Raw genomic sequence first — 14,808 nt, forward strand, 5'->3', positions numbered from 1 at the left:
GCCCCATGCCCCATGCCCCATGCCCCATGCCCCATGCCCCATGCCCCATGCCCCATGCCCCATGCCCAATGACTAATGACTAATGACTTCTTCTTAAAAGTGGCCTCGACGAGCATGAAAATTGTACTCGAAAATATTCACAAATCCTACGGAAAACGCAATGTAGTCAGTCGCGTCAACCTTTCCGTAGCCCAAGGAGAAATCGTAGGACTGCTCGGCCCCAACGGTGCCGGCAAAACCACAACATTTTACATCGCCACCGGATTAGAAAAACCCAATCAAGGGACTGTTTGGCTCAACGATTTAGACATCACTAAATTACCCATGCACCAACGAGCGCATTTAGGCATTGGCTATCTCGCTCAAGAAGCCAGCATTTTCCGCAACATGAGCGTGCGCGACAACATTTTGTTAGTCCTAGAACAAACTCAAGTGCCGCGCTGGGAATGGAAGGAGCGAGTCGATTTTCTGTTGGAAGAATTTCGCTTACAAAAAATAGCATCCAGTTTGGGAATTCAAATCTCCGGGGGCGAAAGGCGGCGGACTGAACTGGCGAGAGCCTTAGCCGCTGGGCGAGACGGGCCGATGTTCCTATTTTTAGACGAACCCTTCGCAGGTGTCGATCCGATCGCCGTTGACGAAATTCAGACGATAATTGCCAAACTGCGCGATCGTAAAATCGGCATCCTGATCACCGATCACAACGTCCGAGAAACCCTCGAAATTACCGATCGAGCCTACATCATGCGAGACGGCCAAATTTTAGCCTCCGGGGCTGAAGAAGAACTCTACAGCAACCCTTTAGTGCGGCAATATTACTTAGGCGACAACTTCGTGCGATAGTCTTTTATAGCAACCCCAAGAGGGCGCCAGACAGATTCAGTAGGGGCGGGTTCGCCTAGATATAAATATCCCAGCCCAGATATCTATAAACCCGCCCCCCCCACGACTATATTCAAAATTGTTCTAACCATCCGCCCCCCTCGACTATAAAAACACAACCCAGAATTTAAGAATTGAAAATTTAAATTTTAGCTTGAGGAGCCAACGGCAAAAACGCCAAAGTATGAAAATAGCAATGTCCAAATCTTTCAATCCCCTCAACAGGCTGCCGAGAATATCAGTAATGGACTGGTACATTACCAAAGAACTAATCGGCCCATTTCTGTTTGGCGTCGGACTATTTACATCAGTCGCCGTCACCGTGGGAGCCTTATTTGAATTAGTACGCAGAGTAGCAGAATCAGGCCTCCCCTACGGCGCAGCCATGGAAATTTTTCTGCTGCAAATTCCGTACTTTGTAGTATTAGCTTTCCCCATGTCAATGCTGCTAGCAACCTTAATGAGCTACAGCCGACTCTCCAGCGACAGCGAACTCATCGCCCTTCGCAGTTGCGGAGTTAGCGTTTACCGATTGATAATGCCCGCAGTCATTATGAGTTTAATCGTGGCCGGCTTCACCTTTGCTTTGCAAGAATTAGTAGTACCAGCCGCCAGCTACAGAGCCACTTTAACTTTAGACAGAGCCCTGAAGCGAGAAAAACCGACATTTCAAGATCGAAATATTATCTACACAGAATTTCGCAAACCCGAAAAAGGCGGTGAAGAAATCCTGTCGCGCTTTTTTTATGCAGAACAGTTTGACGGTCAGCAAATGAAAGGCTTAACAATTATCGATCGCTCCACCCCAGGCCTCAATCAAATCGTTTCTTCAGAATCTGCTACTTGGAATCCCTCAGAAAACACCTGGGATTTCTTCAACGGTACTGCTTATCTAGTAGCTCCTGACGGCTCTTACCGCAATATAGTTAGGTTTCAACACCAACAGTTGCAACTCCCCCGCACGCCCTTAGATTTAGCTGCTAGAGTGCGAGATTTCAAGGAAATGAATATTGCCCAAGCTTTAGAGCGTTTAGAGATAATTAAAAACAGCGGCGACGCACCGCAAATTCGCAAACTGCGGGTGCGAATTCAAGAAAAATATGCTTTTCCGTTCGTGTGCTTGGTATTTGGTTTAGTGGGAGCCGCTTTGGGAACTCAACCGCGCCGATCGGGTAAAGGAACGAGTTTTGGTATTAGCGTGGTGGTCATTTTCACCTACTATGTATTTTCTTTCATCACCAGTTCGATGGGCGTGAAAGCTGTTTTGACTCCGATTCTGTCCGCTTGGTTGCCGATCGCCTTTGGCTTAGGAATCGGCGGGTTGTTGTTAGGACGTGCCGCATCTCGGTAAGTTTTACCAATCAAATTGGGAATTGGAAATTGGGAATTGGTAATTGGGAATTGGTAATTGGTAATTGGGGAAATTCACAGTCGTAGGGTGCGTCGCCTCAGAAAAATCTCTAACTCAATATCGACAATCTCATAGCGACGCACCTTATACTATTTCTAAAAAGTCTTACTACAAAAAAGTGTTATAGCCTTTCTCAGAAAGATGAGGTACTTGACGGGCATAGGGCATAGGGCTATGGGCATAGGGCTATGGGCATAGGGCTATCCTCACCACGCTTGAGAACCGCTATAGGTTTGTTTCCACGGGCCCTGTTTATCAGGTGCGTCGCTGTGAAATTGTCTGTCAAATTCAGGGATGCTCAAGGGCGACACACCCTACAACTCAACCCTGTTTGTCAGGTGCGTCGCTGTGAAATTGTCTGTCAAATTCAGGGATGCTCAAGGGCGACACACCCTACAACTCAACCCTGTTTGTCAGGTGCGTCGCTGTGAAATTGTCTGTCAAATTCAGGGATGCTCAAGGGCGACACACCCTACAGCTAAGTCATCCGTCAAATCCGTTAAATAATCCGTTGCCGAACTTCCTTCATTTAAGGATTAGCAAAAGTATTGATTTCGCCGCCACCAATATACCGTCCCGGAGTCAAAGAGCGGGGTGTAGAAAAAGGTTGCGGTTGAATTGGCTGCGCGTTCTGATTGGTGTTTTGGGGAACAACTCCAAAGTTAGCCTCGCCGGGCAAGTTAAGGCGACTTGGTTGAGGTTGTTCAAATTGAGAATTCGCTGAATTTGGAGAGAATTGAGGGCTAATTATCTTGCTTCCCCCGATCGCACTCGTGCCAGGGGACTGCCCGAAATTGGGAATTAGCGGTATTGGCTCCGGTGTGGCGACAGGAGGCGCAGCAGGTTGAACGGACGGTGCCAAGCCGGAGCCGGATAAATTAGTTTGGTAGGGATTTTTGGGCAAAGCCACAGTTGGAGCCTGTGGATTAATTGTGGGGATGACTGATGCTCGGGAATTTAACCCGGCAAATGATTCAGGAACTGTAGCTGCTGGGTTTAAGAATTGTTGAGAGTCGCTAATAATTGTATTTGTGGGAGCCGCAAGTGGGGAGAGTGTCGTGGGAACATTCACAGGATTTGCTCTCCCTTGAGCTGTAGCCGTCGTTGGCACCAAATTTGTCGGATTTTCCCCCGCCGCAGGGGAAGCCGGTCGATCGAGCAATTTAGCCGAGTTTGCACTTTTGAGATCCCCCGCCGTTGCCGAAGTGTTAGCAGCGACGTATTTTTTCATAGCTGCTTGCAGCGGACTCAAAGGCAGAGGATTGTCGTTTTGTTTCCCTGAATTACCGCTAAGAGAGGCCTCCGGTAAACTTCCTGCCGGTGTACCCGCAGACTCAGGAGCGACGATCGTTTTTATCCCGTACACGGGCACCGCAGTGCCAGATAAACTCAAATCAGATGTCGCGTTTGAACTTGGCAATCTAGAATTTTGTGGATTATTATTGACTGTCGAAACCGCAGGATATGCTAAATTTGGCAAGGGCAAAAATCTGCTGCTTGCCACCTGCTTAGGGGCTGAAGATTGCCTGGGAATTGCTAAGCCGCGACTGCGAATTTCGTCGAATAAACCTTTGCTTTTGACTGCTGATGAATTTAACAAGTTCTGTTCAGAATTGGAGCTATTGAACTGATTGACTAGCACCGGCAAGCTGTCGATTTCAGCAGCAATGGCACTATCTTCAGCAGACAGCCCGGGGATCGAATCTGGATTGTTTGAGTCTGCTGCTTCTTCGCCATCTATGCTCAACCTTTCTGGATGTACGGAGACCTCCCAGATAAAGAACCCCCCCGCACACAGCACCGCTAGCGGTGCCCAAACCGCCGGTTGCGTCCAGTGGCGGAACCGCGCTATCAGATAGCGGACAGATGTAGGGAATCGCTTAAAATTTGACATAGTTTTGGATCTATCCGAGCGTGCGGACTTCAAACTATTTTTCATAGTCTACCACATCAATCTTGAGGATTTTTGCTGTTTCGTGGTAAGTGCGATCGCACTTGTGATTGAAACTCGCGAAATATCTAGCAAAAGGCAGAAGGCAGGTTTTAGTTATCATCGCCAGAGAAGGTTTTAGTTATCGTCGCCAGAGCAGGAAGTTGCAATATAATAACTCCTGGAAAGTGCAATGCGAGAACGTCCTAACCGTCGGGCGCGGTTGCAGCGGATGCATGCAACAGGTGAAACTCTATCCAGCACTGAGAGAAATCAGTCTTGCCAACTCAAATAAAGCGGGCTAAGAATGATAAAATCCGACTTGACGTGGTGTTGAGCCTGCCGGGGGGGTTAGCCGATCGACCTCAAAGCAAAATATCAAAACAAAATTGGCAATTGCTGAGAACAACACGAAGAGGAAAGTTGAGAGAAATTTGATGCAAAAAGTAGTAGAAGTATTAGCAAATCGGGAAGAACTCATAGAGCGCTCGCTCCAGGTTGTGCTGTCGAAAATCCCAGCAGCGATCGCCGAACGCGGAATTTGTACGATCGCCTTGGCGGGCGGAAGCACACCAGAACCGCTCTACAGAGCGATCGCCACCCAAGACCTGCCCTGGGACAAAATTCACGTTTTCTGGGGCGACGAACGCTACGTTGCCCCAGATCACCCGGACAGCAATCAAAAAATGGCGCGCCTCGCGTGGCTCGATCGAGTAAACATCCCCGCCAGCAACATCCACCCCATGCCCACAGGCGCGGCTGACCCCGCAGCCGATGCCTCGGCGCACCAAACCGAATTGCAGCAGTTCTTCAAAATATCCGACGGGGAATTTCCCGCTTTCGACATCATCCTATTGGGCATAGGAGACGACGCCCACACAGCCTCTCTATTTCCCGGCACAGCAGCCTTGCAAGTCCGCGACGCCCTAGTAACTGTCGGCAACAAAGACGGTCAACCCCGCATCACCTTTACAGTCCCCTTAATCAACCGCGCCCGGTGCGTCATCTTCATGGTCGCAGGAGCCAGCAAACAACCCGCCCTCGCTCAAATTTTTGCCCCCGCAGCCGACGAAATTACCTATCCAGCCCGACTCGTTCAACCAGAGGGCGAACTTTGGTGGCTGCTCGATGCCGCCGCAGGCGTTGCAGTAAAATAGCCGAGACCGCAGGCGCCGTGCCAACACAGCCGTCAGTATCACTAACGGACGATCGCCCATCACCGCCAACGTCACGGCGCGAGCGGACTTGCTAGTATTAGCTAAGCAGTATAAGAATTGTGGCTGTTAAAGTTAAAATTTGACCATATACACGACTATTTTTATGAGGCTGATTTGAAAATCTGGCCGAAAGCAAGGAGAAATCGATGATTGTCTGTCCCAATTGCAATCACCAGAACCCCGAAGGGGCCAGCCAGTGCGAGGCGTGCTACACGCCTTTACCCGTTACCGCCAGTTGCTCAAACTGCGGTGCAGCGGTTCAGACAGATGCAGCATTTTGCGGTCAGTGTGGCTTTAACTTGCGTCCGGGCTCCATAGTTCCAGACGTTGAGGTGACAGTACCGTCCGCCTCGGCTGTGGGCCCCACAGTGGTATCGCCACTGGTGCCGGATTTAGCGCCAATAGAACCCCTGATGGCAATGGAACCTCTCGTTACCCCAAATCAGGGGCCGAATTTGGAAAAAACTCCCGCCATCATTCCTACGATTCCAGAACCCCCGCCGTCGCCATCGGTTGCTGTTACAACTGAATCGGTGGCAACATCACCCCAGACCTCTCCCCCGGTTCCCGACCCACAGCCAGCGGGTGTGGCTAAAACTCAACTGCAACAGCAGTCGGCGCGCCTGATACACGTTCAGACAAATACGCAGATGGAATTGCCTCACAATCTGTCTGTGATTCACATCGGCAAGCCAAATGACTTAGTGCCACCTGATATTGATGTTTCGGGATTTGCTAATTCTGAGATAGTTTCTCGGGTACACGCAAATCTCCGGGTGGAGGGAGATGCTTGCTACCTAGAAGATGTAGGCAGTTCAAACGGCACTTACGTCAACAATACTCCGCTGCCCAAGGGAAACCGACACCGGTTGCGACCGGGAGACCGCATCTCTCTGGGGAAAGGAGACCTGGTTACGTTTCTATTTCAAATGTCTTAGATCGAGTTTGGATTGGGCGATCGAAAGTCTAAAATCTAAAATCGCATCTTGAGGCGCTCTACCAAAACTCAATGCTGCCAATGTGATTAAGCTGACCTTGCTACATCCACTCCAGTCTATTCCCGTCCGCAGTTGGATCTTTGAAGACGAACAGGTCGTCCGGATCGGGCGCTCGACCGAAAACCACGTCGTTCTTTTTAGCGCTGTGGTTTCTCGTCGCCACATCGAATTGCGACGCAGCGGCATAAGTTGGGAACTGATCAATTTAGGTACCAACGGCACTTACCTCGATGGTAAGCCGATCGCTAAGGTTCCCATTGTGGACGGTCTGATCGTTCACTTGGCTCGCTCGGGCCCGAAAATTCAAATCAATGTCAGCCCGAATCAGTCCTCAGTCCAGTTAGGAATTCTTAGCGCCAAGCCCAGGGATGCTAAGGCAATTCACGCTCCCTCCGAGGGCGCGCCCCTGAGCACGATTCCTATTCCCGACCAAAAAGAAGTTGGCACTTCCAGGGAAGAGGAGGAGTTAACGGAGGCAGAAAATACTCGCAATTATTCGGAACAAGAAGAAGAATATTAAATCGGCATCTTTGGACGATCGACATTTTTCTTGCAGGCGGCACTCAGGAGTTGATTTATGAGTACATCACAACAGATTGTTAGGCGCAGCGAACTGCTCAACCGCCGCACGATTGACCGCCGCACGGCGGAAGAGGTCGGCCGGGTAGATCGGCTTTGGCTCGATCCTCACGTACAGCGGACGATCGGCTTTACTTGCAAGTCGGGACTTTTGGGCAGCAAAAAAACCTGGTTCGCTTGGGCGCAAGTTGATACGGTGGGCGAAAATGTTTTTGTGACCATTAACCCGGAACTGCCGGAATTGCATCAGCCGGAACAAGCTGTTTGTCCGATCGGCCTTGAGGTACTCACGGACGCAGGAAATAAGGCCGGTACGGTGGTTGACTACTTATTTGATGTCCGGACTGGTTCTGTTACCGATTACCTGTTTTCTTCGAGCGGCTGGCGCGGCGTTTTAGACGGGATTTACTTGTTGCCGGTGGCAGCTATTTCGACCATCGGCAGCAAGCGGGCGATCGTCTCTGAGGCTGCTGTATCGGAACCGGTGCAGTACGCGGAGGGACTGCACAAAAAAGTCGGTCTGGTAGCAGAGTTTTTACAGGAAGATTTCGACAGAACTCTCAAAAATGTGGCAGGCGTGAAGCGGAACACTCAAAGTCTGGCCCAAAAACTTCAAGATAAAGCTCTAGAAGTTAGGGATGTAGCTCAAGAAAAAGTTGCAGAGTTGAAGCAGCGTCAAAAGCATGAATCTGCACCCGCAGATCCGGCCGAGCCGCCAGACTCGGATTTGTTCTGAAGTGCGGCAAGCTCGATCGAGCGACTACTTGCCGATCGCATTTTTGGGGCGGCGCGCGCCCGGAAGCTCGATCGGTCTTTTCGGTGTAGCAGATTGAGGCTTTCTGTGCGAGGAATTCCACTGCTGCTCAAAGCATTGTATTTTAAAGGTATTGAATGAATAAGGAAAATGTTAGCAACTCAAAAAGACCTATGCTGTTTGATACAACCAACAAATATTTTATCGAGAAACTCCGGCATTAATCAGTGGTTAACGAATGTCTGCACAAACAGCGATTCCTCGATCGTTGACTGTCGCCCGATCGAAAACTCGAATCAGCGGTGCAACCAGGACTGGTCTGAGTTAAATTCTCAGGTCGAGGGGCGGGAAAATCGTTACTCCACCGCTCGATCGGAGCCGGTGGGCGATCGGCCCGGTAGCTCCATCCCAGACCCAATTAATCAAGCGCTTCGCACCGCTGTTTATCGCTGCGAAGTTCACCAGATTAATACCATCGTGTTTGGTTGTTACCGAGAAAATAAAAAATTGGCGCCAGGGAGGAAAGCTCGCAATCAAAAGTTTGTTCAGATGCCTCAAGCAGCCAAAAGTTCAAGTTTTACGGCAGAGCGACGAGGGAGTAGTGGCGCACTGACAAAGCCTTTAAGCATCAAATTTTTTGCGGTTTTATCGCAAAAAAACGCTCCAGCATCCCCGTTTCTGTCATGCGGGGGAGTGTCAAAACATCAGTGATTACCTTAACTCTGCTACATCCTATTCAGTCTGTCCCGGTTCAAAGTTGGTGTTTTGAATCCGAAGCGGTGGTTCGGATCGGTCGATCGAACGACAATGATGTAATTATTTACAGCGCTGTAGTTTCCCGCCACCACGTAGAGCTGTGGAATCACCCTTATGGCTGGGAAATTATTAATTTTGGTGCTAACGGCACTTATGTAGATGATAGACCGATCGCTCAGGTGTCCGTAGCGGACGGGATGACCATTCGCTTGGGCAATTCCGGGCCAAAAATCCGGATTCGTGTGGGCGCGACTTTGGAATCGGGCAAAATAACCAGGCCGCCGCAGCGCGAACTCGCCGGCCAAAAGGACCAAGTTTCCAAAGACAAGTCAACTGCTTGGTCTCAGGCTGGGGGAATCATCGAAGACGATGAAGAGGGAGCGCTGACTTACATCGATTTTGACTAACCCGTCGCTATCTATTATGCCTGCGAGCAAACTCCAACAAAGTTTCAGCACGGCATTCGATCGTCTAGTCTAACTAATATAGCAATCGCACCCAACGGTGATGACGTTCTTAATTGCTGAAATATCAGCTTTTATTGCGCTTTCCCTCGGACTTGTGCCTCCCGCCTGCTTCTATAATTAACAGCTTCTTTAGTACGAGATCAACCTTCTACAGATAATATTTGGGGAATTTCGCTCGATATTACCTCAGTTTCGTTGCTTGCCCACCGACTGTAATCTAAAAGCAACTGGTACATCAACCGCTGTTTGACGCTCAGTAGTACGCTCTTGAGCAAACCGTTGCCCGTTGCTTCTAAAATCGGTTTGGGCGTCAGCCAAAACGGCGGCGGTAACTCTACTTGCACTTCCAAATCCGCTTTTCCCTTCAAGTAGGCTACGCCGCTGCTTTGGTGCACGCAAAGCTTTCCTTTGAGATTGAGAGCAAAGCGATCGTTTATATAATCCACGCCACGAATTTCGCAGGCGACGGACTCCAAATTGATTGTGCCGTCAGACTGCGCCCATACCCTCATGTCTACTGTCGGTTGAATGCTCAGCATCATAAATTGTAACGGCCGCATTTTCAGGCGGAAACAGTCATCGCTAAGTTGCTCTGTGCGAGTGCGATCGACCAGAGCGTTCACCAGTCGCCTCGGCTGGCGCAGATAATGTTGAATGGGAACCCGTTCATCTGGTACGGCGATCTCAACGGATTGGGAAGCATTAAAGCGGATATACATGAGAAGATATCAAAATATAGGATTCGTAAGCATATCTTAATAAACTATAACTTTTTTAAGGTGACATCACTCGCGCACTAACTCGCGCACTCCCGCCATGTCATCCGAGAAATAACGGATAAAAGCTTTCGGGACTCAGGCTAATTTTTTCATCATACTTGCTAGCTGATGAGAGTAAAGCAAACATTTGTAACGCAAAATTGCGGATTATTATGAAAATTTCGTTAGCGAAGCCCTCGAAGAGGATCGCACATCTCGGCCCTGTAGGTACTAATGCAGAAACAGCGGCTCAGGCTTATGTCAAATGGTTGAGCCTGGAAACTAACACCGAATGCACCCTGTATCCTTATTCCACCATTTCTCAGGCACTAGAGGCATCTGCCTCCGGGCTGGTTGACTGTTCAATTGTGCCGGTGGAAAATTCCATAGAAGGTAGCGTGACAGTAACGCTAGATACGCTGTGGCGGCTGGATGCACTGCGAATTAAACACGCCTTGGTTTTGCCGATTTCCCACGCCCTGCTGTCAAATGCTCAAAATTTTAACGAGATTCAAAAAGTTTACTCTCACCCGCAAGCCCTAGCTCAGTGTCAGTTGTGGTTGGCCCAGTTTATCCCGGGCGCTCAGTTGATCCCGGCGAATTCAACCACGGAAGCGTTGCAATACCTGGAAGATAGCAGTATAGCGGCAATCTCTTCGCCAAGAGCCGCCGAACTCTACAAATTGCCGGTGCTCGCGAGCCCGATTAATGATTATCCCGACAATTACACTCGATTTTGGGTACTCGGGAGGGAGGAAGGAAAACTAGAAAACGCCCCAGCATCCCACGACTCATCAATTACATCCGCCGCCAAACCACCTGCTAACTCGCATCTGGAGGCAACGCCCGCGAATTGCACTCACACGTCACTAGCTTTTAGCGTACCTGCGAATAGGCCGGGAACATTGGTAAAACCTTTGCAAGTATTTGCCAGTCGCGGTATTAATTTAAGTCGCATTGAATCTAGGCCGACTAAGCGATCGCTCGGAGAATATATTTTCTTTATGGACGTTGAAGCGGATGCTTGTTCTACATTAGTGCGATCGGCACTAGAAGAGCTAAAAAACCATACGGAAACTTTAAAAATCTTTGGTTGTTACAGTGTACTGTCAGTAGTATAATTGTAATTAATACTTAGGGGGCTAGCGAGATGAATGCTGATGAACTTCTCAAGCGATACGCAGCCGGAGAAAGAGATTTTCATGAAGCCAATTTGATAGGCGCTTCCCTGTCAAAAGCTTTCCTTATTCATATTTGCCTCGCCTTTGCCAACTTAAAAGACATAATTCTAGCTGAAGCATACCTAAGTGGGGCTAACTTAATTGGTGCAAACCTCGAAAATGCTTGTCTGCTGATGGCGGATCTGAATGGGGCAGATCTCAGGGGATCAAAGCTAACTCGTGCCAGATTGACAGGGGCTGACCTGATTAATGCAAACCTGGCAAATGCCAACTTGGGAGACACGAAAATGATTGGTGTCAAATTAACCGGGGCAAACTTGTATAAAGCCAACTTGATGGAAGCCAACCTCATAGATGCTTGCTTGGATGAAGCCAATCTCGAAGGAGCAAATCTCAGTGAGGTAAAACTGCGGGGAGCAAGTCTCAGAAGAGCCAACTTGAGAGGAGCATTTTTGTGTGAAAGTAACCTTCAGGATGCGGATTTGAGAGAAGCTGATTTGCGCGGTGCTAATTTGAGCGGGGCATTTTTGTGCGGCGCTAACCGCGAAGGCGCTAAGTTAGATGAATCCACAATTTTAAGCGGGGCTATTCAGTTTTGCATCAGACAAGTCTGAAATTAGCCAATATATCCGCGCAGAATCCGACAGCTAAGGACTAAAAAATATAGTATTCATTTGGCTAAAAGTGCAGTTAATTTGCTCCTGTACCTTAGAAAAATGAACCTGCATCTTGAGTATCTCTTTCTTAGAATTAGCTTCAGTAATCTTACTTTCCAAAGCTAGCAAGTTGCGGTTGAGAGTTTCTACTCGCACAGTTTGCTCGTCTAAATCAATTTTTACTTCTGCTACTTTATCCAACTCGATCTGCTTGCGCACCCAGGCCTGGCGAACCAGGTTTTCATCGCCTTTCTGAAGAGCTAGCAAAGCTCGCTGCTGCCACTGATTGGCTTGAGATTCAGCTTGATTGTATTGCCACTGAATGCGCAGTTGGGCGGAAATCGCGCTGCTAACAGCTTGGCGCATTTGCTTGAGAGGTTCCTGAATTTCTAAGATTAACAAATCCCACAGATTCATAAATTCGCAGGTAAATACTTCGCGTTCTACAGAGGCTACTAATGCTTCCAAAAGTAACAAATTTGGTTGCATCTGCTGCATGGTTGTCTCAAATATTAACTGTGCTTCTGATAACTGTCGATCGCTATTTTTATCTGAGACTGCACTGGGTGAGTTCTTTAATATTTTTTGACTTTTGTCTGCCCCTGTTTCTGAATCTAAACTTGCAGGTACAAAGGCCTGTAATTTTTCGCGGGCGATCGCACTCAGCCTGTCTCGCACCAAATCGCAGGCCGCCCGCTGCACTGGCCCTGTTTCGCTTTGACAAATTTTGATGACTATTTTTAAGCCTGCATCGCCGTAATTGAAGGCTTCCTTTAGCGCCGCAATCCGATGTTCGCTGACAGAACTAGACAGTCGGTGTTTCACTCCAGCTAGTCCGCCGAGTACGACACCGCCTACAGGAGGTGGCAGTTGACCGCCTCTAACTGCATCGTATGGTTTCGGTTGGTCGAGATTTTCTAACACAAGCATTTAATGCTATAAAGAACCTATCCGAACCTGTTTGAAGTTGCGGATTAAACTGATACCAGTTCCCCAAAAGAATTGAACTGTAGGCCCGCAATCCAAACCCTTAGTTCATCATTCATTCCCAATTCTTAAATCGAAAATCGCCAATCAAAAATGGTATGATTTGTATCTAATTCTTGCTTCAGTGCAGGCAAAACCGATCGTACTTTTTGCCTGCGCCAATTGGCTAGTTGAACGTATCTTTCAGTACAGTCCTTGCTGCCAAGTGATTGCGAGTAGAAGTCAAAATCTCGGTTTCGCGTTCCAATCTCGCAGCAGTATCTTGCAATTCTAAAAGAGTTTGCTGTTCTGTCGCTGCACCGTAAAGATAGCTGGCTACCCAGTAGGACAGTTCTGTGGGCAAACTGGGAATGTCTTCCGGTAGGTCGATCGGCTGATCCATCAATTTGCTAGACAGGCGAACTACATCTCTCAGCAGTTGTTCGACTTCTTTGCCCAAAGATCGGAGGTCTTTTTCTGGCGGTTCGTCTTCAATCCATTCTACTAAACCGACTAAATAGGGTTTTTCCCGAACGGCGTCGAGGACTCGGAACCGCTGCTGTCCGAGAGTCATGATTTTCATGCGATCGTCCGGGAGGCGCTGACAGTGAATGACTTCGGCGCAACAGCCAACGGCAGAGACTTTGTTTTGGTTCGGGTCCCACATGAGCACACCGAAACGGCGATCGCCCTCCAGAATCGTATTCATCATAATTCGATAGCGAAACTCGAAAATTTGCAGCGGCAGGGGTCTACCAGGAAATAGAACCACTTCCGGCAACGGAAATAAGGGGAGTTCGCGAACTGCTACAGAGGAGGATGCCATTGTCGCTCAAAGGTGACGGTACTTGCGCTTCTTTATTCTTACTTTAACTGATTTGAGTCATTCCGGGCGGGGTGAGGGGCGATCGGGCTTCGGACGGGGATGGGAGCCACGGCTGGCGATCGTCAATGCTGCCAGCACCCGCTACGAGCTTAAAAAAGCCGTCCTGCCGTCAAAATGATCGAAATTATGTTTTTGCTTAACCAACGATGTCAAAAGCGATGATATAGCGTTTACCTAAAATCCCAGCATATTGTCGATCGGGATTTGGATGGAGGCTTACACGAGCTGCGGTGCAATGGCAACTGCCATTAGGAAGATTTATTTAAGTGGACTTTCCGGATGTCTGCCACCGATCGCAGTAAATACTTATATAGGCAGATTTATTCAATAAGTAAGACAACCAACGGGACTGACTCAAGAGCAGTTTACCCCAAAACTCGGCGTGGTGTTTTCTACCCAGAACCATTTACAAATCACCAGAAAAAATACGGGCCCCTGACTAACATGATTAATTTCAACATCCAAAAGGCGATCGTTTTCATCGATGCTCAAATTGTTGACTGTCAAAGATTGGCAGCAGGAGTATCAGCAGGAACAGAAGTAATTATTCTTGACGCTACAAAAGATGGCATTAGCCAAATTACTGAAGAACTTGGAAATCGCCGCGATATTTCGGGAGTGCATATTGTTTCCCACGGTGCGCCCGGTTGCGTGTATTTGGGAAATGCCCAACTCAGCCTAGATACTCTGAGCAAGTATGCCCAACAACTGCAACAGTGGTTTGTCGCAGGTGAAAGTGCATCACCGAGCTTGTTTCTTTATGGCTGTCAAGTCGCCGCAGGAGATGCCGGTACAGAATTTATCGCCAAATTACGGACTTTGATTGGCGCAAATATTGCGGCCTCAGCTAACTTAACTGGGAATGCTGCATTGGGCGGTGACTGGGAGTTAGAAGTCGCTCTAGGAGAAGGCAAGTTTGCCTCTGCGTTTACTCCAGAAACGATGGCAAATTATGCTTTTGTATTATTGATATCTTCTTCTTTGTCAGAATTAGAAAAAAGTTTGGCAGATGCCCAAATTAGCATATCTGCAACCGCAAAAAAAGCCCTCCAAGATATCCTCGATACTTTAAAACCATTAACTTTTGAGATTCAAGCAGATTCAATTACAGCCACTTATAACGGTTCTGGCTCTCTAGCAGATATATTGAAATCTGTGGGACTTCCTACCACTACAGCAAGTCCGATATTAACTGGCTTAATCAACAATCCCCGCTTAATCATAGGCGCTTTAAACACCGACAACCCCACTTATAAGTTCTCTGGAGCAATCAGCGGAAAAGACGTTACCTTCGAGTATCAAAAAGGTCAAGAGTTAAAAGTCGCCTATACCGGAGATATTTCTCTAGCTGACCTGTTGAAAACTGT

At 48.4% G+C, this 14,808-nt stretch carries 17 protein-coding genes; 12 read left to right on the forward strand and 5 right to left on the reverse strand.

The window, feature by feature from the left end:
- The first annotated feature begins 114 nt into the window (after nt 1-114).
- Together lptB and QUB64_RS22100 are read left to right on the forward strand one after the other, a co-directional pair.
- Entirely contained in the window at nt 115-843 is a 729-nt protein-coding gene (lptB, locus tag QUB64_RS22095; protein WP_333272803.1) for an LPS export ABC transporter ATP-binding protein, read from the forward strand.
- 223 nt (nt 844-1,066) lie between these two features.
- A complete protein-coding gene (locus QUB64_RS22100) occupies nt 1,067-2,233 on the forward strand; it encodes an LptF/LptG family permease (RefSeq protein WP_333272806.1) in 1,167 nt (388 codons plus the stop codon).
- Between the two features lie 589 nt (nt 2,234-2,822).
- On the opposite strand, the gene QUB64_RS22105 is transcribed toward QUB64_RS22100, so the two are convergent.
- Nucleotides 2,823-4,187, reverse strand: coding sequence for a hypothetical protein (locus QUB64_RS22105; protein WP_333272808.1), 1,365 nt, complete (start codon nt 4,185-4,187; stop codon nt 2,823-2,825).
- 34 nt (nt 4,188-4,221) lie between these two features.
- A complete protein-coding gene (locus QUB64_RS22110) occupies nt 4,222-4,347 on the reverse strand; it encodes a hypothetical protein (RefSeq protein WP_333272812.1) in 126 nt (41 codons plus the stop codon).
- A gap of 313 nt (nt 4,348-4,660) precedes the next feature.
- Here QUB64_RS22110 and pgl point away from each other — a divergent pair, with 313 nt between their 5' ends.
- The 6 genes from pgl (at nt 4,661) to QUB64_RS22140 (ending at nt 8,934) form a co-directional block, all read left to right on the forward strand.
- The gene (gene pgl, locus QUB64_RS22115) at nt 4,661-5,380 is read left to right on the forward strand and encodes a 6-phosphogluconolactonase (RefSeq protein ID WP_333272815.1); all 720 of its coding nucleotides are present in this window, start codon (nt 4,661-4,663) and stop codon (nt 5,378-5,380) included.
- Between the two features lie 206 nt (nt 5,381-5,586).
- Complete coding sequence (locus QUB64_RS22120) at nt 5,587-6,378, forward strand: FHA domain-containing protein (protein WP_333272819.1); 792 nt, start codon at nt 5,587-5,589, stop codon at nt 6,376-6,378.
- An 82-nt stretch (nt 6,379-6,460) separates the two neighbouring features.
- Entirely contained in the window at nt 6,461-6,958 is a 498-nt protein-coding gene (locus QUB64_RS22125; protein WP_442921691.1) for an FHA domain-containing protein, read from the forward strand.
- Nucleotides 6,959-7,015: 57 nt separating this feature from the next.
- Nucleotides 7,016-7,753 carry a PRC-barrel domain-containing protein gene (locus tag QUB64_RS22130; RefSeq protein ID WP_333272826.1) on the forward strand — a complete coding sequence of 246 codons (738 nt, stop codon included), beginning with the start codon at nt 7,016-7,018 and terminating at the stop codon, nt 7,751-7,753.
- Nucleotides 7,754-7,921: 168 nt separating this feature from the next.
- Nucleotides 7,922-8,482 carry a hypothetical protein gene (locus tag QUB64_RS22135; protein ID WP_333272829.1) on the forward strand — a complete coding sequence of 187 codons (561 nt, stop codon included), beginning with the start codon at nt 7,922-7,924 and terminating at the stop codon, nt 8,480-8,482.
- Nucleotides 8,479-8,934, forward strand: a complete 456-nt coding sequence (locus QUB64_RS22140) for an FHA domain-containing protein (protein WP_333272832.1) — start codon at nt 8,479-8,481, stop codon at nt 8,932-8,934. The genes QUB64_RS22135 and QUB64_RS22140 overlap by 4 nt, the downstream gene beginning before the upstream one ends.
- 200 nt (nt 8,935-9,134) lie before the next feature.
- On the opposite strand, the gene QUB64_RS22145 is transcribed toward QUB64_RS22140, so the two are convergent.
- Nucleotides 9,135-9,713, reverse strand: coding sequence for a DUF1997 domain-containing protein (locus QUB64_RS22145; protein ID WP_333272835.1), 579 nt, complete (start codon nt 9,711-9,713; stop codon nt 9,135-9,137).
- A gap of 212 nt (nt 9,714-9,925) precedes the next feature.
- Between QUB64_RS22145 and pheA the strand changes: the two genes are divergently transcribed.
- Both pheA and QUB64_RS22155 read left to right on the forward strand, forming a co-directional pair.
- Nucleotides 9,926-10,873: a prephenate dehydratase gene (gene pheA / locus QUB64_RS22150; protein WP_333272838.1), complete on the forward strand. Its 948-nt coding sequence runs from the start codon at nt 9,926-9,928 to the stop codon at nt 10,871-10,873.
- Nucleotides 10,874-10,902: 29 nt separating this feature from the next.
- The gene (locus QUB64_RS22155; protein ID WP_333272841.1) at nt 10,903-11,547 is read left to right on the forward strand and encodes a pentapeptide repeat-containing protein; all 645 of its coding nucleotides are present in this window, start codon (nt 10,903-10,905) and stop codon (nt 11,545-11,547) included.
- 33 nt (nt 11,548-11,580) lie between these two features.
- Here QUB64_RS22155 and QUB64_RS22160 read toward each other — a convergent pair whose 3' ends face one another.
- The gene (locus QUB64_RS22160; RefSeq protein WP_333272843.1) at nt 11,581-12,519 is read right to left on the reverse strand and encodes a PspA/IM30 family protein; all 939 of its coding nucleotides are present in this window, start codon (nt 12,517-12,519) and stop codon (nt 11,581-11,583) included.
- 223 nt (nt 12,520-12,742) lie between these two features.
- Nucleotides 12,743-13,381: an LON peptidase substrate-binding domain-containing protein gene (locus QUB64_RS22165; RefSeq protein ID WP_333272846.1), complete on the reverse strand. Its 639-nt coding sequence runs from the start codon at nt 13,379-13,381 to the stop codon at nt 12,743-12,745.
- Nucleotides 13,382-13,433: 52 nt separating this feature from the next.
- On the opposite strand from QUB64_RS22165, the gene QUB64_RS22170 reads away from it, so the two are divergent.
- Together QUB64_RS22170 and QUB64_RS22175 are read left to right on the forward strand one after the other, a co-directional pair.
- On the forward strand, nt 13,434-13,559 hold the full coding sequence (locus QUB64_RS22170) for a hypothetical protein (protein WP_333272848.1): 126 nt from the start codon (nt 13,434-13,436) through the stop codon (nt 13,557-13,559).
- Between the two features lie 326 nt (nt 13,560-13,885).
- On the forward strand, nt 13,886-14,808 hold a 923-nt coding region (locus tag QUB64_RS22175), incomplete at its 3' end, for a DUF4347 domain-containing protein (protein WP_333394199.1).

Origin of the sequence: Microcoleus sp. Aus8_D2 (assembly GCF_036702665.1) — a bacterium.
In the GTDB taxonomy this organism is placed as follows: Bacteria; Cyanobacteriota; Cyanobacteriia; order Cyanobacteriales; family Microcoleaceae; genus Microcoleus.

Excerpts from the sequence above, each read along its gene's own strand:
- QUB64_RS22110 (WP_333272812.1), bottom strand. The coding sequence starts at position 4,347 with ATGATAACTAAAACCTGCCTTCTGCCTTTTGCTAGATATTTCGCGAGT.
- QUB64_RS22135 (WP_333272829.1), top strand. The coding sequence starts at position 7,922 with ATGTTAGCAACTCAAAAAGACCTATGCTGTTTGATACAACCAACAAAT.
- pheA (WP_333272838.1), top strand. The coding sequence starts at position 9,926 with ATGAAAATTTCGTTAGCGAAGCCCTCGAAGAGGATCGCACATCTCGGC.
- QUB64_RS22120 (WP_333272819.1), top strand. The coding sequence starts at position 5,587 with ATGATTGTCTGTCCCAATTGCAATCACCAGAACCCCGAAGGGGCCAGC.
- QUB64_RS22145 (WP_333272835.1), bottom strand. The coding sequence starts at position 9,713 with ATGTATATCCGCTTTAATGCTTCCCAATCCGTTGAGATCGCCGTACCA.
- QUB64_RS22100 (WP_333272806.1), top strand. The coding sequence starts at position 1,067 with ATGAAAATAGCAATGTCCAAATCTTTCAATCCCCTCAACAGGCTGCCG.
- QUB64_RS22165 (WP_333272846.1), bottom strand. The coding sequence starts at position 13,381 with ATGGCATCCTCCTCTGTAGCAGTTCGCGAACTCCCCTTATTTCCGTTG.
- QUB64_RS22160 (WP_333272843.1), bottom strand. The coding sequence starts at position 12,519 with ATGCTTGTGTTAGAAAATCTCGACCAACCGAAACCATACGATGCAGTT.
- pgl (WP_333272815.1), top strand. The coding sequence starts at position 4,661 with ATGCAAAAAGTAGTAGAAGTATTAGCAAATCGGGAAGAACTCATAGAG.
- lptB (WP_333272803.1), top strand. The coding sequence starts at position 115 with ATGAAAATTGTACTCGAAAATATTCACAAATCCTACGGAAAACGCAAT.
- QUB64_RS22105 (WP_333272808.1), bottom strand. The coding sequence starts at position 4,187 with ATGTCAAATTTTAAGCGATTCCCTACATCTGTCCGCTATCTGATAGCG.
- QUB64_RS22130 (WP_333272826.1), top strand. The coding sequence starts at position 7,016 with ATGAGTACATCACAACAGATTGTTAGGCGCAGCGAACTGCTCAACCGC.
- QUB64_RS22155 (WP_333272841.1), top strand. The coding sequence starts at position 10,903 with ATGAATGCTGATGAACTTCTCAAGCGATACGCAGCCGGAGAAAGAGAT.